At 67.8% G+C, this 17,959-nt stretch carries 15 protein-coding genes and 1 tRNA gene; 2 read left to right on the plus strand and 14 right to left on the minus strand.

What is annotated here, in order from left to right; all coding sequences use genetic code 11:
* Positions 1-32 precede the first annotated feature (32 nt).
* From AB0N61_RS03955 to AB0N61_RS03980, 6 genes are all read right to left on the minus strand, one after another.
* Positions 33-3,674 (minus strand): GH116 family glycosyl-hydrolase, encoded by a 3,642-nt coding sequence (locus AB0N61_RS03955; RefSeq protein ID WP_363361890.1) that lies wholly within the window; start codon positions 3,672-3,674, stop codon positions 33-35.
* A 192-nt stretch (positions 3,675-3,866) separates the two neighbouring features.
* Positions 3,867-4,316 (minus strand): hypothetical protein, encoded by a 450-nt coding sequence (locus tag AB0N61_RS03960; RefSeq protein WP_363361892.1) that lies wholly within the window; start codon positions 4,314-4,316, stop codon positions 3,867-3,869.
* Positions 4,309-4,677, minus strand: coding sequence for a helix-turn-helix transcriptional regulator (locus tag AB0N61_RS03965; protein WP_363361894.1), 369 nt, complete (start codon positions 4,675-4,677; stop codon positions 4,309-4,311). Before AB0N61_RS03965 ends, AB0N61_RS03960 begins: the two co-directional genes overlap by 8 nt.
* A gap of 37 nt (positions 4,678-4,714) precedes the next feature.
* Positions 4,715-5,077 (minus strand): hypothetical protein, encoded by a 363-nt coding sequence (locus AB0N61_RS03970; RefSeq protein ID WP_363361897.1) that lies wholly within the window; start codon positions 5,075-5,077, stop codon positions 4,715-4,717.
* Positions 5,078-5,663: 586 nt separating this feature from the next.
* A tRNA-Ser gene (locus tag AB0N61_RS03975) sits at positions 5,664-5,754 on the minus strand.
* A 57-nt stretch (positions 5,755-5,811) separates the two neighbouring features.
* The gene (locus AB0N61_RS03980; RefSeq protein ID WP_363361898.1) at positions 5,812-6,858 is read right to left on the minus strand and encodes a hypothetical protein; all 1,047 of its coding nucleotides are present in this window, start codon (positions 6,856-6,858) and stop codon (positions 5,812-5,814) included.
* A gap of 102 nt (positions 6,859-6,960) precedes the next feature.
* Between AB0N61_RS03980 and AB0N61_RS03985 the strand changes: the two genes are divergently transcribed.
* On the plus strand, positions 6,961-7,737 hold the full coding sequence (locus tag AB0N61_RS03985; RefSeq protein ID WP_363361899.1) for a hypothetical protein: 777 nt from the start codon (positions 6,961-6,963) through the stop codon (positions 7,735-7,737).
* A gap of 71 nt (positions 7,738-7,808) precedes the next feature.
* On the opposite strand, the gene cydC is transcribed toward AB0N61_RS03985, so the two are convergent.
* From cydC to AB0N61_RS04010, 5 genes are all read right to left on the minus strand, one after another.
* Positions 7,809-9,479: a thiol reductant ABC exporter subunit CydC gene (gene cydC / locus AB0N61_RS03990; RefSeq protein ID WP_363361901.1), complete on the minus strand. Its 1,671-nt coding sequence runs from the start codon at positions 9,477-9,479 to the stop codon at positions 7,809-7,811.
* Positions 9,476-11,143 carry a thiol reductant ABC exporter subunit CydD gene (gene cydD / locus AB0N61_RS03995; protein ID WP_363361902.1) on the minus strand — a complete coding sequence of 556 codons (1,668 nt, stop codon included), beginning with the start codon at positions 11,141-11,143 and terminating at the stop codon, positions 9,476-9,478. Before cydD ends, cydC begins: the two co-directional genes overlap by 4 nt.
* 172 nt (positions 11,144-11,315) lie before the next feature.
* The gene (gene cydB / locus AB0N61_RS04000; RefSeq protein WP_363362048.1) at positions 11,316-12,344 is read right to left on the minus strand and encodes a cytochrome d ubiquinol oxidase subunit II; all 1,029 of its coding nucleotides are present in this window, start codon (positions 12,342-12,344) and stop codon (positions 11,316-11,318) included.
* Positions 12,345-12,351: 7 nt separating this feature from the next.
* Positions 12,352-13,767 carry a cytochrome ubiquinol oxidase subunit I gene (locus AB0N61_RS04005; protein WP_363361903.1) on the minus strand — a complete coding sequence of 472 codons (1,416 nt, stop codon included), beginning with the start codon at positions 13,765-13,767 and terminating at the stop codon, positions 12,352-12,354.
* 93 nt (positions 13,768-13,860) lie between these two features.
* A complete protein-coding gene (locus AB0N61_RS04010; RefSeq protein ID WP_167948546.1) occupies positions 13,861-14,541 on the minus strand; it encodes an ArsR family transcriptional regulator in 681 nt (226 codons plus the stop codon).
* Positions 14,542-14,641: 100 nt separating this feature from the next.
* Between AB0N61_RS04010 and radA the strand changes: the two genes are divergently transcribed.
* Complete coding sequence (gene radA, locus AB0N61_RS04015; protein ID WP_363361905.1) at positions 14,642-16,009, plus strand: DNA repair protein RadA; 1,368 nt, start codon at positions 14,642-14,644, stop codon at positions 16,007-16,009.
* A gap of 36 nt (positions 16,010-16,045) precedes the next feature.
* On the opposite strand, the gene AB0N61_RS04020 is transcribed toward radA, so the two are convergent.
* From AB0N61_RS04020 to AB0N61_RS04030, 3 genes are all read right to left on the minus strand, one after another.
* On the minus strand, positions 16,046-16,456 hold the full coding sequence (locus AB0N61_RS04020) for a dehydrogenase (RefSeq protein WP_167948544.1): 411 nt from the start codon (positions 16,454-16,456) through the stop codon (positions 16,046-16,048).
* A 276-nt stretch (positions 16,457-16,732) separates the two neighbouring features.
* Positions 16,733-17,392, minus strand: coding sequence for a hypothetical protein (locus AB0N61_RS04025; protein ID WP_363361907.1), 660 nt, complete (start codon positions 17,390-17,392; stop codon positions 16,733-16,735).
* A gap of 9 nt (positions 17,393-17,401) precedes the next feature.
* Positions 17,402-17,905 carry an amino-acid N-acetyltransferase gene (locus AB0N61_RS04030; RefSeq protein WP_167948542.1) on the minus strand — a complete coding sequence of 168 codons (504 nt, stop codon included), beginning with the start codon at positions 17,903-17,905 and terminating at the stop codon, positions 17,402-17,404.
* Between the last annotated feature and the right edge of the window lie 54 nt (positions 17,906-17,959).

The raw sequence follows: 17,959 nt of genomic DNA on the forward strand, positions 1-17,959 counted from the left end.
ACCGAATGCGGCGAGCTCCCCGGCCGCTCCGTTCAGTACGCCCCGAGGTCCTGCCACGGGCCGGACGGGTCACCCGGCGTCTGATTTCGGGTCCACCACTTCGCCTTCCAGAGGTGCCCGTTCATCGCCACGGTCTCCCCGCCTGTGTACACCCACGAGATCGTCCACGCCCGGACCCCGGTGCCCGCAGCCGGGACGAGAACGCCCTGCTCCATCCACGACCCGGTCGCGGTGGCTCCGGGCCTCTCGTTCTGCGTCCACCACTGAGCGACGTATACGGCGCCGTTGTAGGACACCTGTGCGGGCTTGTCGTAGGCCTTCGCCGCCTCCCACGCGGGAACGGACGACGCGGGATCGACGAGGGTGAACGTCAGCGCGCGGGTGCTCCCGGCGACATCGTGCACGACCATCTCGTTGACGCCGAGCACCGCCCCGAACACTCCGGGTTTGACCGCGTTCAGGTCGGACCATTGGCTGTCGGTGAGATCCTTCACCACGCCGTTGAGAGTCACCCTGTCGACCTTGTACTCGTCGAACAGCTTGAACGAGATCACCTGGTAGCCCGCGGCGGCGCTGCCGACGGTCTCTGTGCCGCCGGTCTTGACGGTGATCGTCGGCGCGGTCACGTCGAGCACGAAGGTAAGGGTGGCGACGTTGCCGGCGACGTCGTACACCTTCAGCTCGTTGCTTCCCGACGTGGCGCCGAGGTTCCCCGGCACCAAGCCGTCCAGGTCGGTCGAGGTGGCGTTCGACAGGTCCTTCTCCACGCCGTTCAGCGTGATCCTGTCGATCTTGCCGGCATCGGACAGCGTGAAGCTCACCTCTCGGAAGACCCCGTCCTTGCCCTTCGACTCCGGCTTCACGGTGATCGTCGGCGCCGTCGTGTCCGTGCTCTTCAGCCCGGCGATAGCCGCCGCGAGCTTCTCCTCGATGCGATCGATCTTCTTCTGCGTGTTCGCGTTCGACCACATCGCGTCGGTCGCGTCCTCCTGGGCGCGCACGAGCTTGCGCCAGGTGGCCGGCGTGTAGTCCGCATCGAGCATTCCCGCGGTGGACTCCAGCGTGGCACGGAGCCCGGCCTTGCTGACCGACGTGTCGAGCGCGTCCATGATCTGGAACACCGCGAGGTTGCCCTCCCACCCGGGATACAGGTTGCCGAACGCACCACCGAGCGTGTTCGGGCTGTTGAACTCGATCGCGTTGGCCGGGTCACCCCACAGGTCCCCGGCGATGTCGGCGCCGGCGGCGAGCCCCTGGTCGACCAGGGCAGCGTTGCCGAGGGTCTTGCCCGCGCTGATCTGGTACGCGGCGTACGCGTAGTCAGCCATGGGGACGCCCATCTTCGGGAGGATCGACGGCGTGGTCTGGAGGTGCGTCTCGTAGTGGCTGTAGTCGACGACGTTGTCCAGACCCGCGCGCTCCGCCAACCACTGCGAGAGGAACGTCGCCCGGTGTGCGATGTTGGAGTCCCCACGCGTGTCGTCGGACGGGTCCTGCGGTGTCCCGTTGTCGTTCAGCACCAGCGCCCGGTACTGGTAGTAGCCGCTCTCCTCGAGCCAGAACAGCTCCTCGAAGTCAGCCCGCGCTGCGTCGAGCGCGGTCTCCCACCCGGCGATCACGGAGGCGCTCTCGTGCTGCATCCTGCCCGCCTCGATCATCGCCTCGAGGGCGAGGATGTACAGCGAGGACGTGTAGGAGTCGAACCTCGCGGTCCCCGCTCCGTCGTTGTAAGCGCTGGCCATCCCAGCCTGGGCCGTGTTGAACGTGTTCTTGCCCGGCGCCTCCGGCAGCGCGTAGTCGTCCGGCACGAGATCCTGCAGGAAGCCGATCGTCCGCACCATCGCCGGATAGACGAAGTCGAGGAACTTCCCGTCCTTGTCGTGCCGCTGCGCGTAGTCGTACATGCGGTAGAGATTGTTCGAGGGTCGGTCGATGAAGGATGACCGACCCGGTTCGGCGCCGTATCCTTGGTGCCAGGCGATGAAGGGGTTGTCACCCTCGCGCTCGGTCACGGAGAAGTCCCACGGGTCACCCTGCGAGTTCGCATCCATGATGCTCTCGGCCTTGGCGATCATCCGATCGCGTTCGATGTTGGGGAAGAGGTCCGTGTAGACGATCTGGCTGTAGATGCCGATCTCGCCGCCCTGACCGTTCGTGGAGGCTCCCCCCGAGTTCGCGTCGACGCCCATGTAGTTGTGGGTGCCAGGCACCTCGTTGCCGGCACGATCGGCGGGGATGTGCTCCGCGAGTCCGCGGTCGGCGAGAGCCTGGAGGTCGTTGTCGTCGGACACAAGACCGTTCTCCCACACCGAGGTATGGAACGGCAGGTTGGCCAGCTGATTGAGCGCGGCCTCCTTCAGCCAGTCGGGGTAGTCGTTGTCATCCGCGATGGGCTTCCACCACTTGAGCACGTCTTTGAGGTTCTTGTCCTTGTTCTTCAGCGCGTCCTTCGCGATGTCGAACGACTGGTGGAACGCGTACGACCCGTGGACGTACTCGTTCTGCGCGTTGGTCTTCGCCCCGTAGAACTCGGTGTAGCGACGCATCCACACGGTGGAGTTGTCCTGGAAACCGACCTGCGGGAAGTCCCACGTCATGACCAGGGGGATCGTGGTCGTCTCGCCGGGGGCCAGGCGTGCGGAGACCGCGATGGCCCCCGCCGACGCCGAGTCGTCGAGCGCGTCGTTGCCGAGCGTGCCGTCAGCGAACGCGGAGTATATGTCGGTCCCGTCGCCGTCCGCATCCCACGACGTCACGTACGACACGGTCTGACCGGGAGCCGGCTTCGCCGCGATCGTCCACTCGGACTTGTAGGCATCGGCTGTGTTCTCGTCGGAATCGGACGAGAGGGTCACCGCCTTGATGCCCTTCGCCTCGTGGTACTCGCTGGTCAGCCCCTCCCGCACGGTCGCGGGCTCGATGCCCTCATGACCGGCGACGTTCGGCATCGTGAACATCGTGGAGACGTCGGCGGTCTCCGTGATGCTGGGGTTGGTGATCTGGATGTCGAAGTAGGCCACCGGCAGTGAGCTGCGCTTGTCCTCGCCCGCCACGATGGGCGAGTAGAACCGCATCTGCACGTCGCTCGCGAGCTTGTCCGTGTCGTAGTCCATCCAACCGAAGGGGTACAGGGCCGAGTAGTCCGCCTCCCCGGTGTCGAGCGTGTTCCATCCCTCAAGCGGCGACTCCCAGCTCTGCGCTGGGTCCGTGCTCTCGGGGCCGTCGCTCGCGAGGGTGGTCAGCGTCGGCGCGCCGGCGCCGACCTTCTCGTAGATGTGGAACGCAGCCTGGGGCAGCGCTCGCACCTCGTAGGCGTGGTTGTCGCCCTGGGACCCTCCGAACCACCACGGCCCGAAGGTCCCCGACTGGTTGACCATGAAGTTGCCGGCGCCGATGCCCCCGAGGGGGATGCCCATACCGGCAGTCGCCGACGGAAAGAAGGCGCAGTACTGGGGGAAGATCTGGCACAGCGCGCTGGAGGCGACCGGACCGATGTCGCCGAGAGGCCGCACGGTGGCTGCGGACGGTATCTCGAAGCCGGCCGGTTCCTCGGCCTGAGCCGCGCTCGTCGGCGTGAACGTCGTCGCGACCAACGCCGAGAGCAACGTTGCGGCGATCACAGACATACGGCGCTTCGCGCGCATGACCGCCACGGGGTGGGGCTCGACGCCCATGTGGACTCCTTTGTCACGGGTGGGAGAACGTCTAGAGAACGTTCTATGTGCAACGTTCTACACGAGATGCAACAAATATCGCAAGAACCCACCAACCCAGAGACCTTGGTTCACACCCCTCGTCGAGTGATCGATTGCTAGCGAGACGCGACGATTACTCGCCTATGAAGAGTGAGACTCGGCGCGGACAGCTCAGTCCGCGGTTTCGTCCATGCCGACCTGAAACTGGAGTTCGCCCCGTTGCATGATCGGCATCAGCAGCGGAGCGGAGAAAACACGCTGAGTGAGGTCTGCGATCGATTGACGCGCGTACGGCAGGATGTGCATGATCGCGACGTTATTGACGAACTCTTGCATCGCGCCCGAAGATCCTTCCCCAAGGACGACTCCATCGAGTTCGTACTCGGCGGCGATATCGCAAGCGATCTGTCCGATCGGCACAGTGATCGATGTTCGGAACAAGATACGGAATCCAGCCTCATCTGCGCGAGCGGCGATGTTTAGCGCGTACTCGGGCGAGATCTCGAAGTCCTCTGACGCCTCCACGTCTATGTCGCGGTGGCAATGGAGCCGGGTAGCCGCTATCGCGGTCAATGAAGCTGCCTGGACGAGATCGTGGACAGAGAGAACCGGATCAGGCATATTGCGCTTTCATGACCATAGCACCCGACTGCCACTCCCATGACATAGTCGGCACCGCCTTCCACTGCGCCGATGAACCGCGAACGATCGCGTCAAACTGCTCCGCGAACTGGCAGCAGCGATCCTCGACGACGTGATCGATGGTCGCACCGACAGCGAGTGCATACCGCCGAACGGAGCTCAGCGTCGGATTCGCATCGTAGCGCTCGAAAGAAGCGACCGTCGGCTGGCTGACGCCCATCCTCTCGGCGACCATCTCCTGCGTGAGGTGATGCTTCTTGCGGAGCGAGATCAAGTCGCTCATGAGCTTGTCGTGCGACTCAACTAGAGACTCAGCGAGGTCATCGAGGTGCTGGATCATGGCGTGCTCCCCTGGCTCATAGATCGAACTCTATATCTTACGCTTCGTCGCTGGCAATTCCCCAAAAATCATCGGCTCCGTGGTTGTACCAGCCGATGGCGACGTCGATCTCGGCGTCCTGCGCTGCGTACACGTCAGCAGCGTCGACATCCTTCTCGTGTGCGTGGTGTCCAACAAAGTGCCCTGGTCGCGCGACGGGCTCGGAGTGATAGAGCCGCACCACGACCTTCCCGAACCGTTGGGTGCCGTCGTCCAGCCGATCGGTCACTGCGATGTCCTGCCAGCGAATCTCATAAAGCGGCGGAGGATTCAAGACGTCGACAGGCTTGACCTCATCGACGGGCTCAAGCTCTCCGCGCTGCGCCTTCTCTAGACGCTTTTTGAACTCGGCCCTGACCATTGCCGAGGTCCATTGGTTCCAGAGTCGCCCTTGAGGCGAGACCGCTGCGACCAACTTAGACACTGCAGCCCCGATGTGGTCGTCCGTGTCGCAGGCGGGATAGCCGTACCAACGAAAGTCCAACGGCATCCCGCCGCTGCATCTCGATGGAGTGTCATATCGCACAGCCCGATCCTAGCCACGAGTCCCGACATCGGTCGGCGGCGGCGTCTTCGCGACGCCCTCTCATGATCACCTCCATCACCGCCAAGCGGCGCCGGACGGGCATTTCTCCCTTGACATGGGAGCATTCCAAGGAAGGCGTGACAACCCGTGGCGCCGTTGGAGGTTGCGACCCAGGGACCTCACCACACACAGCACACTCTTCGGAGCAGCGCTCTTCGCGCCAGCACGGAACGGACCTCACCGGCGCGTCGAGCTTGCGCCAGTGTCGAGAAAATGCGGGGCAGTGGAGCGCCGCCAATCACGTTCGATTCACGCTCACGTCGCTGACGAACGGTTACCGCTGCGTTACCGCGACCGATTCTCCTGAGATGACGAAGGCCCCGCATCCCCGGCATATCAACGGGGGTCGGGGCCTTCGTGGTGGCGGTGACGGTGGGATTTGAACCCACGGTAGGGGGTTACCCTACACAACTTTTCGAGAGTTGCACCTTCGGCCGCTCGGACACGTCACCGCGGACTAGCTTACGACAACGTGGGCCACGGCGCGAATCGAGCGCGTCGGCGCCTGATCACCAGGGCGCGGCGACCTCCGCGTGGGTGCGCAGGATCCCGTCGGTCGTCCCCTCGGGCGCCCGGCCGATGCCGCACTCGGTCGCGACGCCGAACTGCGGCACGACGCGCTGCGCGGCCGCGATGCGACGCTCCGCCCCCTCCGCGCCGTCTTCCCGGTGCACGAGCCCGAGATACAGCTCTCCGTCGTACTCGAGCCCGGCGAGCGGCGCGTAGTACTCCTCGTCGTCGCGCTCGATCGGCACGGGCAGGTGCAGCCAGGTCAGGTCACGAGCGGATGCGGTGATCACGGCGTTCGCGTAGCGCACGAGGTTCGCGGCATCCGTCGGCTCGAAGAAGTGCTTCTCGGCGACGTCTCCGTAGCAGAGGTGCACCCCGACCTCGACGTCGACCGGCACGGCGTCGATGAACGCGGCCAGGCGGTCCACGAGACCGGGGAACGGATCGCCCTCCCACCACACGTCCATGACCCGGCCGAACGCGGGCGCCGCCTCGATGACGCCCATCTCGCTCGCGACGTCCCACTGGATGGCGAGGTCGTCGTGCGGGACCGCCGCGAGGATGCCGTCGAGCTCGCGCAGCAGAGCTGCGGTGTAGACCGGGTCGATGGCGGCGCGGTCGTCGCCGAAGAAGAACGACGACACGACGGCGACGGTGGTGGGCAGCGAGACCTGGAAGCGGGTTCCTGCGGGCACGACGCCCTCATCCCGCAGGCGGGTGAAGACCGCATACGACTGGATCGCGGCATCCGCGTAGCCGAGCGGCGGCAGCTGGAGCCTCGCCGCGTCCACCCCGTCGGCGATGCGCAGCGGTCGCGCGTCGATGCCGGCCTTGAACGGAATGGGCTCCTCGCCGATGCGCTCGATGCCGTCGGCCTCCCCGAGCACGTCGGGCTGGAACATGATCCAGTGGAATCGCTTGCCCACCTCGCCGTCGGGGATGCGGCGAAGCTGTGGGCCGAGCAGTGCGGCGGCGGTGCGCATCGTCGTCTCGGCGTCGTCGAAGTTCACGCTGCCCACGAGGAGGGCGCCCTGCGGCTGAGTCATGCCTCCAGAATATCGGCGCCACGTTTTGCCCGGCCGCTCCCCCGGCACTCACCGAGCCGCCTGGTTAGGATGGCCTAAGGGACCAGACTCGGAGGGGACACGATGGGCTTCATCACATCGGAGGCGCTGGCGGAGACCGGCTACGTCGTGCTCGACGACCACGACCAGGCAGCCGACCCCGCCGAGTGGCTCGACCTCGAGTACATCGGCTGGCGCTCGTCGGGCGTCACGCGCTTCGCGCCGCTGGCGAGCTACGCCGGCGAGATCGAGTGCAACGGCTTCTGGAACCAGACCCCTCCCCGCACCGACAAGGACGGCGTGTGGGTCGCCTCGCAGGTCGCGATCGCGCCGACGCTGCAGCGCCGCGCCCTCGAACCGGGAGCCGGCGTGGGACGCTGTCGTGTCATCGAACTGCAGCCCAACGACTACGCGGATGCCGTCTACAACCTTCATCAGGACGACAACAACCGCCTCAACGAAGACGGCACCGGCTGGGTCGTGCGGGGCTATTACAACCTGTCCGACGACACCGATTCGCTGCTGCTGCTGCGCTCCGACCGGTTCGACCCGGCGACCGAGATCCGCCTGCCGCTGCGACAGGGATCCCGCATCATCGTCGACACCCAGCGCTTCTGGCACGCGGTCTGGCATCGCGGCACGACCCCGCGCTACGCCCTCATCACCTCCTGGACGTCGGGACCCGAGCTCGACGCTTACATCGAGGCCAACCACGGCGACCCGCATCCGGCGACCGTCGACCTCGACCCGCAGCTCGTCGACGACGCGCAGGTCGAACTGCACCGCCGCATCGAAGAGCGCCGCCGCGTCTTCGAGGCCCAGGGCATCGTGATGCAGCCGCGCGCCGACCTCAGCGTCTGATCCTGCCGCTCAGACGTCCGTCTGCAGGACGCCGGCACACCACCCGATCCCCCGATCCCCCGATCCCCCGACTATGCCGAGACGGTGCGCCCGTCTTCCAACCGGACGACCCGGTCGACGGTTCCGATCGGGGGCGCGACGTGCGAGATCAACAGCACGGACTGCTCCCCCGCGGCGTGCAGCAGGTCGCGCAGCAATGCGTCGGATGCATCGGGATCCACGCCCGCCGTGGGCTCGTCGAGCACGAGCACGGGGAAGCCTCTGAGCAGTGCGCGCGCCAGAGCGATGCGCTGGGCCTGACCGCCGGAGACGAGTCCGCCGCGGTCGCCGACGCGTGCGTCGAGTCCACCCCGCTCGCGCACCCACGCGCCGAGACCGACGCGGTCGAGCACCGCCAGCAGGTCGTCGTCGGTCGCCGATTCCCGGGCGAAGAGCAGGTTCTGGCGGATGTCCTCATCGAAGAGCTGCGGGCTCTGCTCGCACAGCCCGATCGTGCGGCGCAACGCGGGACCCGAGAGCGCCGCCGCGTCCATGCCGCCCACGGAGTACTCCCCGTCGATCCGCAGGAACCCCACGAGCGCCGCGGCGAGCGAGCTCTTCCCCGCGCCACTCGGACCGGCCACCAGCACGCGCTCCCCCGGGCGCACGTCCAGGTCGATGCCGCGCAACGCGGGCGTCCCGCCGGGCCACCACGCTCGCACACCGCGGAGTCGCACGGCGGGAACGCCGAGGATCTCCGCATCCTCGCCGTCGTCCGACCTCAGTTCCGCCGGCATCTCCGACGGCAGGACCTCGACGATGCGTTCGGCGCTCGACCGCACGCTGCGCCATGATGCTGCGGCGATCGGCACCGCGCCGAAGACCTCGAACACGACCATGGGCACGAGCACGGCGACCGCGAGCCAGGGTCCGTCGATCGCTCCCGTCGCGAGACCGGGGGCAGCGGCCGCGAGCGCCCACACCGATGCGGCGCCGGCGACCGCCGACACGACGCCGGCCGCGATCGCCTGCGCGAGGGATGCCCTGCTCACCGCGCGACGCAGCTCGGCATCCGCCTGCCGCACGCGGTCGCGAGCCTGCGGTTCGGCCCCGAAGGCGATCAGCACGTCGAGCGTGCCGAAGTAGTCGGTCAGCGCGGCAGAGAGGTCGCCGCGCCTGCGGGACACCAGCGCCTCGGCACGAGACCCGAACACCCACCCCAGTCCGATCGCCGCCACCGCCGCGATCACCAGGCAGGCGGCGAGAGTGAGCGCTGCCGGCACCGACACGAAGGCGAGGAACCCGACCGCCCCGAGGGCGACGAGCCCCGAGACGGCGAGCGGCTGCACCACGCGAAGCGGGAGGTTCTGCAGGTTCTCGACGTCGTCGACGAGAGCCGACAGCACCCGCCCGTGGTCGGTGCGGCCGAGCCCTGCCGGCGACAGCGGAGTGAGCCGTCGCACCATGTCGGCACGCGTCGAGGCGAGCTGACGCAGCGCGGCATCGTGTCCGCTCAGCCGCTCGAGATATCGGGTCACCGCCCGCGACACGGCGAAGAACCGCACGCCGACCACCGCGATCGACAGCGGCACGAGCGAGTCGACGATCGACGCGCTGACGATCAGCCAGCCGCTCACCGCCAGCAGGCTCACCGCCGCACCCGCTGAGAGGAACCCCCAGATCGCGCCGGGGAGGAAGCGTCGAACGGGCGGCTGTGCGAGACGCAGGACCTCGCGGATCCGTGCCGAGGCGCTGACGCTCATGCGTGCACCCCCAGCTCGACGACGTGATCGGCGATGGCCCGGGCCGAGCGGCGGTGGGAGACGAGGAGGACGGTGGCTCCGGCATCCGCTCGCTCGCGCAGCGAGGCCCACAGCCGTGCCTCGGTGTCGGGATCGAGGGCGCTCGACGGCTCGTCGAGGGCGAGAACGGCATCGGGGCGAGCGGCATGCCGATACAGGGCTCGGGCGACGGCGACGCGCTGCGCCTGGCCACCCGACAGTCCGCTGCCCTGCACGCCGAGCTCGAAGGATGGGTCGAGGTCGTTCGCGCAGGCGTCGTCGAGCGCACGACGGATGCCGTCGGCATCGGGTGCGTCGTCGCCCAGAGCCACGTTCGCGGCGATGGATCCCCGGCTCAGCTGGGGCCGCTGCCCGCTCCACGCGAGCCACTCGGATGCCGCGAGCCCGCGCACGTCGACCCCGCCGACCGAGGCGGTGCCCTCGAACCCGACCGCACCGCGCAGGGCCGCGAGCACACTGGACTTGCCGGCGCCGCTCGGCCCCTCGATCAGGGTGATCGTTCCGGGCGTCGCCGAGAACGACACGCGCGGCAGATCGCGCACGCGCAGGCCGGCGATGACCAGGTCTCGCGCCTTCCCCGTTCGCCGGTCGGGATGAACGCCATCCCGACCGGCGGTCAGCCCGTGGGACGGGCCCGCGTCCGACATCCGTGCGGAATCGTGAGCATCGCCCGCCCGCGCCCCCGCAGCGTCGAGCACCTCGAACACGTCCTCCGTCGCCGCGACCCCCTCTGATGCGGCGTGGAACTGCACCCCGACCTGGCGGATCGGCAGGAAGGCCTCAGGCGCGAGCAGCAGCACGAACAGACCGACCTCGAGCGAGAGGTCTCCTGACAGCAGCCGGAACCCGACGCCCACCGCGATCAGCGCCAGGGCGAGCGAGGCCAGTAGCTCCATCGAGAACCCCGACAGGAACGAGAAGCGCAGCACCTTCATGGTCTCGCGACGGTACTCGTCGGCCGTGCGCTCGATCTGCGCGGCGGCGCGACGCTCGCGTCCGAACAGCCGCAGCGTCGAGAGTCCCTGCACCGTGTCGGCGAATCGCGCCGCGAGGCGCTGCAGCGTCTGCCACTGCCGGCGCTGCACGGTGCGGGTGGCGATGCCGATCAGGATCAGGAACAGCGGGATCAGGGGCAGCGTGATGAGCGCCGTCAGCCCGCTCGGCCAGTCCTGCCACCACATGACCGCGAGCAGCACCGGCGTGGCGATGACGGTGAGCACGAGCTGCGGGATGTACCGGGCGAAGTACGCGTCGAGCGCTTCGAGGCCGTGCCCCGCGGTGACGGCGAGGCTTGCCTGGTTGCGCTGAGCGAGCCAGCCGGGCCCGAGGCGGCCGACCGCGGCGATCAGCGCACCGCGCAGCTGCATCCCGGTCTTCGCCGCAGCGCGGGTGCCCGCGGCATCCGAGGCGGCGATCAGCACTCCGCGCAGCAGCGCCAGGCCGAGCAGCCACAGCAGGGATGCCGTGACGTCGCGCCCGGCGAGCGCGCCGGTCACGGCATCCGTCAGCATCCAGGCGAAGGCGACGGTGACGGCGGTCTGCACGACCCCGATCGCTCCGGAGAGCAGCAGGAATCCGCGTGCCGCGCTCGCATACCGCAGGAGGCGGATGTCGACGGGCTTCATGCGGGGGCCTTTCCGGTCGCAGTTCGTGCCGTCTCCACCGTAGCCGTCAGCGTTCCCGTCGCAGTTCGTGCCGCCCCGCTGTCAGGCCAGCGGCACGAACTGCGACCGGAAGCCACGCCGAACGCGACACCGGACGCGACGCCTGATGCGACGCCGAAGCAGAACCCGTGTCTCACGCGTGCGCCGGAGCCCCCTCGATCGAGCTGCGGGTGACGCGCTTGCGGAAGATCCAGTACGTCCACGTCTGATACGCCAGCACGAGCGGCAGCGCGATCAGTGCGGTCCAGCTCATGATCGTCAGGGTGTACGGCGTGCTCGAGGCGTTCTCGATCGTCAGGCTGAACGCGGGGTCGATCGTCGACGGCATGACGTAGGGGAACAGCGCAGCGAAGAGCATCACGACAGCGGATGCCACGGTGACGGCCCCTGCCGTGAATGCCCGACCGTCACGTCCGCGCATCGAGAACAGCACCGAGGCGATCAGGGCCAGGGCGGCGACGAGCCCGCATCCGACGACCATGAGCATCAGCGGAGACTCGCGATTCCAGGCGATGCCGATGGTCCACAGCACCGTGCCCGCGGCGGCGAGCACCGTGGGCCCTGCGGCGAGCTTCACGAGGCGACGAGCATCCGCATGCACCTGTCCGTCGGTCTTGAGCGAGACGAACAGCACGCCGTGCAGGAAGAACAGCAGCAGGGTCGTGACACCGACGAGCAGCGAATACGGGTTCAGCAGGGCGAAGAATCCACCCACGTAGATGTGGTTCTCGTCGATCGCCACCCCCTGCACGATGTTGCCGAAGGCGACCCCCCACAGCAGTGCGGGCACGGCCGAGCCGATCACGATCATCCGGTCGAAGCCGGCCTTCCACTGCTTGCCCTCGCGCTGGTGCCGGTACTCGAACGACACCCCGCGCAGGATGAGCGCGAGCAGGATCAGCAGCAGCGGCAGGTAGAACCCGCTGAACAGCGTCGCGTACCACTCGGGGAACGACGCGAACAGGCTCGCACCGGCGACGATCACCCAGGTCTCGTTGAGATCCCAGACGGGGCCGATCGTGTTGATGACCTGGCGACGCGAGACGTCGTTCTTGCCGAGGAACGGCAGCGACATGCCCACGCCGAAGTCGAATCCGTCGAGCACGAAGTAGCCGACGAAGAGGAAGGCGACGATCCAGAACCACATGTATTCCATGACTATCCCTTTCTCAGTACACGACCGACGGCAGCTGGGCCGTCTCCTCGTGGGGCTGCTCTTCGGTGTCCGGACCCTTCTGGGCCGCACGGATGATCAGACGGATCTCGACCACGGCGAGCGCGGCGTAGATCGCGGTGAAGGCGATCAGCGAGATCAGCACCTCGACGCCGCTCACCCCCGGCGAGACGCCGTCCTGCGTGGTCATGAGCCCGAAGACGATCCAGGGCTGCCTGCCCATCTCGGTGAAGACCCAGCCCATGATGTTGGCGACGAGCGCGAGCGGGAACGACCAGATCGCGAGCTTCCACATCCACGGTGCCGGCGGCTTCTTGGCGCCCTTGCGGGTGACCCACAGGCCGACGACGGCGACGAGGGCGGCGGCCATGCCGAGGCCGATCATCCAGCGGAACGCCCAGTAGGTGACCCAGAGGATCGGGGCGAACTCTGTGAGGCCGGTGTCGGCGAACGTGGTCGCGTACTCGGCGTTGAGGTCGTTGATGCCGTGCACGCACGCGTCGAACGTGTGCGTCGACAGCAACGAGAGCAGATACGGCACGCGGATGCTGAACAGCTCGGAGCTGCCGTCGGGGGTGCCCAGCGTGAACAGGCTGAACGACGCATCCGGCCCGCACACCGTGTTGAAGGTCGCCTCGGCGGCGGCCATCTTCATGGGCTGCGCCGCGTACATCGCGAGGCCGAGCTGGTCACCCGTGAGCACGACGCCGGCGGTCGAGACGATCATCGCCCACAGGCCGAACTTCAGCGAAATGCGCATGGTGTCGAAGTGCTGGCCGCGCGCCAGGTGCCAGGCCGAGACCGAAATCACGACACCGGCGGCGAACATCAGCGCACCGAAGATCGTGTGCGGGAAGGCCGCGAGCGCGACGGGGTTGGTCAGCAGGGCCCAGAAGTCGGTGAGCTCGGCGCGGTTCGTCTCGGGGTTGAAGACGTACCCGACCGGGTTCTGCATGAACGCGTTGGCGGCGATGATGAAGTACGCCGAGAGGATGCTGTCGATCGAGACGCACCAGATCGTGGCGAGGTGCAGCTTCTGCGGGAGCTTGTCCCATCCGAAGATCCACAGGCCGATGAACGTGGCCTCGAAGAAGAACGCGAGCAGCCCCTCGAACGCGAGCGGGGCGCCGAACACGTCACCGACGAAGCGCGAGTAGTCCGACCAGTTCATGCCGAACTGGAACTCCTGCACGATGCCCGTCACGACGCCCATGGCGAAGTTGATGAGGAAGATCTTGCCGAAGAAGCGGGTCAGGTGCAGGTACTGCACCTTGGCGGTGCGCACCCACGCGGTCTGGAAGATCGCGGCGACGAGCGCCATGCCGATCGTCAGCGGCACGAACAGGTAGTGGTAGACGGTCGTCAGACCGAACTGCCATCGAGACAGGACCAGCGGGTCCAACCATTCCATGAGCCACTCCTTCTTCTGTGCCCTGGGTGCCACGCTAACGACGGGCCTGCCGCCCCCGATGGGCCGCCGACCGTGAAAAAGGCAGATGCGCGCCTAGGCGGCAGACATCTCCGTCAGACGCAGCTGCACGGTGCAGTCCGCCGGGAGGGCGGAGGCGCGCACGGCCTCGGCGGCGAGCGGCCCACCGGCTTCGGTGAGCACCCCCTGCATGAGGCCGAGGTGCACGGAGCACAGCATCGGACGGTCTTCGGCGCGACCCGCGGCATGCGGGCACGGGCTGAGGTCGACCGTGAGCTGCTCGTCATCGACGACGGGCTCGAAGCCGCTCTCCTCCAAGTGTTCGATCAGGGCGTCCAGCTGGTAGGTCGCGTCGCGACCCAGAGCCGATGCGGATGCCGGAAGCACGCGGCGCAGCAGGTCGCCGCGCTCGGCGGCCGCCTTGGCCTTGTTCCGGGCGATGGGGCTGGAGGCATCCGCGGCACCGGTGACGGCGCTGTACAGCGTGCGGGGCCGACCGCGGGTGGTTCGGTGCTCGCTGGCCTGGATGACGTAGCCGCCCTCGATGAGGCGCTGCAGGTGCTCGCGCACGGTGTTGGGATGCAGGCCGGTGGCCTCGCACAGCTCGCCGATCGTGCGCTGCGCACGAGTCGACACGGGGCCGCCCCCGAGCTCGGTGCCGCCGTCGGTGCGCGTGCCGCCCTCGAACAGCGCGTGCAGGATACGCACTCGCGAGAAGGTCGAGATCGGCCCGCAGACGGGCCCGCCGTTGGCCATGAATCCAGTATCCCGTGGCCACTCGGGGTCTCGGGGTGGTTCGGCCGTGAATAATGCCCCGGGCGATAGGGATGTCTGATCTCGGCGATAGCCTGGCTGCATGGCCACCCGAAAACCTGCACCTCCTGCGTACGTCTGCACCGAATGCGGGTGGACGACCGCCAAGTGGGTGGGCCGCTGCGCCGAGTGCCAGCAGTGGGGAACCGTGCAGGAGCAGGGCACCCAGACGGGAATCCTGAGCCGGATCACGCCGCTCGCGCCGACGGCGGCGAAGGCCGCGCGACCGATCACGCAGATCACCACCGAAGATGCTCCGCGCCGCACGAGCGGTGTGGGCGAGTTCGACCGAGTTCTCGGCGGCGGCATCGTTCCGGGAGCCGCGATCCTGCTCAGCGGCGAACCGGGTGTCGGCAAGTCGACGCTGCTGCTCGAGGTCGCCGCTCAAGCCGCCCGTTCGGGCCGCCGCGTGCTCTACGCGAGCGCCGAGGAGTCTCCCGCACAGGTGCGCCTGCGCGCCGAGCGCACCGGGGCGCTGCACGACGAGCTGTACCTCGCCAGCGAGACCGATCTCGCGACGATCCTCGGTCACATCGACGAGGTCGCCCCGCAGCTCGTCATCGTCGACTCGGTGCAGACGGTGTCGTCGTCGCTGATCGACGGCGCGGCCGGCCAGCCCAGCCAGGTGCGTGAGGTCGCATCGACCCTCATCCGCGTGGCCAAAGAACGCAGCCTGCCGATCATCATCGTGGGCCACGTCACGAAAGACGGCACGGTCGCCGGGCCCCGTGTGCTGGAGCACCTGGTCGACGTGGTCTGCCATTTCGAGGGCGACCGGCAGACGTCGCTGCGATTCATCCGCGCACTGAAGAATCGCTTCGGCCCGACCGACGAGGTCGGCTGCTTCGAGATGACGGGCGCGGGCATCGCCGAAGTGCCCGACCCCTCGGGTCTCTTCCTGTCGCAGGGCGCGACCGAACCGGGAACCTGTGTCGCCATCTCCCTCGAGGGCCGCAGGGCGCTGCCCGTCGAGGTGCAGGCGCTGACGATCACGACGACCGCACCGAATCCCCGCCGCGTCGTGCACGGACTCGACTCCTCTCGCGTCGCCATGGTGCTCGCGATCCTCGAACGCCGCGCGGGCATCAAGACGAGCGCACTCGACGTCTATGTCTCGACCGTCGGGGGCGTGCGCTTCACCGAGCCTGCGGCCGACCTCGCGATCGCGATCGCCGTGGCGGGGTCGATCCAGCAGATCTCGGTGCCTCGCACGGTCGCCGCGGTCGGCGAGCTCAGCCTCGCGGGCGAGATCCGGCCCGTCACGCAGTCGACACAGCGTCGCTCCGAGGCCTCACGCCTCGGCTACGACCAGGTCGTCGACGACCGCTCGAAGACGCTGCGTGCGGCGCTCAACGACGTGCGTGCGCGCAACACCAGCCGGCGCAGCGAAGCAGACATCCCGCCGTTCTGAGTCCCGGGCGATGAACGCGTGCCGCGGAACCGCGGCTCAGGCGTCCAGAGCCTTGAGCAGCTCTTCGGGGGAGGCCTGCATCGGGTGCGGGCCGGCGATGTCGAGGAACACCGTGGTGATCGGGTGGGCACTGAGGAACTTCCGCAGCCAGTCTGCGGTGTAGATGCCGACGCCCGGAGGCAGATTGGCCGGCTTGTTCTTGGCGTCGCTGAACAGCAGCAGCGCGAGATCCCCGGAGTTCGGGTCGCGATAGGTCCAGACCTCGCCGCTGTCGAGCGGGTTGTCGCGGGCGCCGGGCTTCACGAGCGGCACGACCGTCGTGCCGTGGCGCAGGGCGAGAGCGACCGCGGCGATGTCCTGCTTCTCCAGCGCCTGGGCGAGAGCATCCGATCGGAAGTCCTCGGGCGCGGGCTTGTTCTTCGCGGACTTCGCCTTCTTCGATGCCATGCATCCAGCATATTCAGCGGACGGGGCAGCACGGTCCGAAACCGGCCGGACAGAAAGGGGCCCTCTCGAGTCCTCCATTGGGGACTGGGGTACTCGAGAGGGCCCTCGGACCCTCGGGGCGGCATGTCGAAGCGCTGGGGACGCTGTGCTCGACGCCACTGGGGATGGCATGTGCTGCAAGTCTGCGAGGGTCACTCCAATGGTATCCCAAAGAAACTGCAGTGTCACCTGAAACTGAGTGCAGGACTGTATTCGAGACCTTTGGCCAGTGCCGGCTCAGTACAGCAGGATCTGCTTGGTCGTCGTTCCCTTAAAGCCGCCGATCTCGACGGCGACGTGATACGAGGCTCCGCCGCCGGGCGCACGAGGACGATTCTCGTCCGCACAGGTCTCGACGCTCGACCGCGTGCGATCCCAGGTGACCGGCACCTTGCTCGTCACCGTCGTGCCGGCGGTGAGCGTGGCGACCATGCTGCTCGGGTTCTCCTGGCAGTCGGTCGAGGTCCACCAGACATCGGTGCCGCTCGACACCGTCATCCGCTGCGTCGTCGACCCCACGTCGATCGCGCAGTCGGTCGAGCCGCGGTTCGTCAGCGAGATCGAGAGCTGCGGCAGGACGCCGGGCTGGTAGGAGTCGGCATCCGTGACGGCCGCCACCTCGACGTCCTTGGCTTCGCACGCGACGATCCCGGGCGTCTCATCGGCAGACGGCTCGGGAGAGGCCGACTCGTCCGCGGGCGCGTCGGATGCGGTGGCGTCCGGCGTCGGGGATCCCGAGGCGGACGCACTCGGCGAGGGGGTCGCCTCGGCGGCGCTCGCCCACGGGCGCGCCACGAGCAGCCACACCGCGCCGCCGATGACGGCCACGATCAGGACCGCCGCGATGAGGGTCACCAATCGTCGGCGACGATAGACGGCGGAGGAGTGGCGAGGCATTGATTCAGGTTAGTTGAGGCTCTTCAGCATCCTGGTGTTGCCGAGCGTGTTCGGCTTGACGTGGGCCAGATCGAGGAACTCCTCGACACCCGCGTCACCGCTGCGCAGCAGCTGCGAGTAAACATCGGGGTCGACCACCTGCTCGCCGATGATCGAATACCCCCGGCGGCCGAAGAATTCGACCTCGAAGGTCAGGCAGAACAGGCGGCTGAGACCGAGTTCGCGCGCCTGCTCCTCGAGCGCGCCCACGATCGCGCCGCCGACGCCGTGGTGCAGCCAGTCCCCGCGGACCATCAGGGTGCGCACCTCGCCGAGGTCTTCCCAGAACACGTGAAGAGCACCGCATCCGATCAGTTCGCCGTCGGCTTCGGCCACGACGAACTCCTGCACGGCGCCGTAGAGCACAGCGAGGTCCTTGCCGAGCAGGATCCGCTGCTCGACCATCGGCTGCAGGAGGTTCCGGATGCCGATGATGTCGGCGCTGCGTGCAGGCCTGACGATGTACTCGCTCACATCATCCAGCCTAGAACGCGTCACCTCCCGAGACCCTGAACCACCCCCACCCCC

Origin of the sequence: Microbacterium sp. NPDC089320, assembly GCF_040684875.1 — a bacterium.
GTDB lineage: Bacteria > Actinomycetota > Actinomycetes > Actinomycetales > Microbacteriaceae > Microbacterium.

Bases quoted from the DNA above. Each gene is read 5' to 3' on its own strand.
- cydD (WP_363361902.1), bottom strand. From the start codon at position 11,143: ATGAAGCCCGTCGACATCCGCCTCCTGCGGTATGCGAGCGCGGCACGC.
- AB0N61_RS03955 (WP_363361890.1), bottom strand. From the start codon at position 3,674: ATGGGCGTCGAGCCCCACCCCGTGGCGGTCATGCGCGCGAAGCGCCGT.
- AB0N61_RS04020 (WP_167948544.1), bottom strand. From the start codon at position 16,456: ATGGCATCGAAGAAGGCGAAGTCCGCGAAGAACAAGCCCGCGCCCGAG.
- AB0N61_RS03965 (WP_363361894.1), bottom strand. From the start codon at position 4,677: ATGATCCAGCACCTCGATGACCTCGCTGAGTCTCTAGTTGAGTCGCAC.
- AB0N61_RS03985 (WP_363361899.1), top strand. From the start codon at position 6,961: ATGGGCTTCATCACATCGGAGGCGCTGGCGGAGACCGGCTACGTCGTG.
- cydC (WP_363361901.1), bottom strand. From the start codon at position 9,479: ATGAGCGTCAGCGCCTCGGCACGGATCCGCGAGGTCCTGCGTCTCGCA.
- AB0N61_RS03960 (WP_363361892.1), bottom strand. From the start codon at position 4,316: ATGCCTGATCCGGTTCTCTCTGTCCACGATCTCGTCCAGGCAGCTTCA.
- AB0N61_RS03970 (WP_363361897.1), bottom strand. From the start codon at position 5,077: ATGGTCAGGGCCGAGTTCAAAAAGCGTCTAGAGAAGGCGCAGCGCGGA.
- AB0N61_RS03980 (WP_363361898.1), bottom strand. From the start codon at position 6,858: ATGACTCAGCCGCAGGGCGCCCTCCTCGTGGGCAGCGTGAACTTCGAC.
- AB0N61_RS04010 (WP_167948546.1), bottom strand. From the start codon at position 14,541: ATGGCCAACGGCGGGCCCGTCTGCGGGCCGATCTCGACCTTCTCGCGA.
- AB0N61_RS04005 (WP_363361903.1), bottom strand. From the start codon at position 13,767: ATGGAATGGTTGGACCCGCTGGTCCTGTCTCGATGGCAGTTCGGTCTG.
- AB0N61_RS04025 (WP_363361907.1), bottom strand. From the start codon at position 17,392: ATGCCTCGCCACTCCTCCGCCGTCTATCGTCGCCGACGATTGGTGACC.
- radA (WP_363361905.1), top strand. From the start codon at position 14,642: ATGGCCACCCGAAAACCTGCACCTCCTGCGTACGTCTGCACCGAATGC.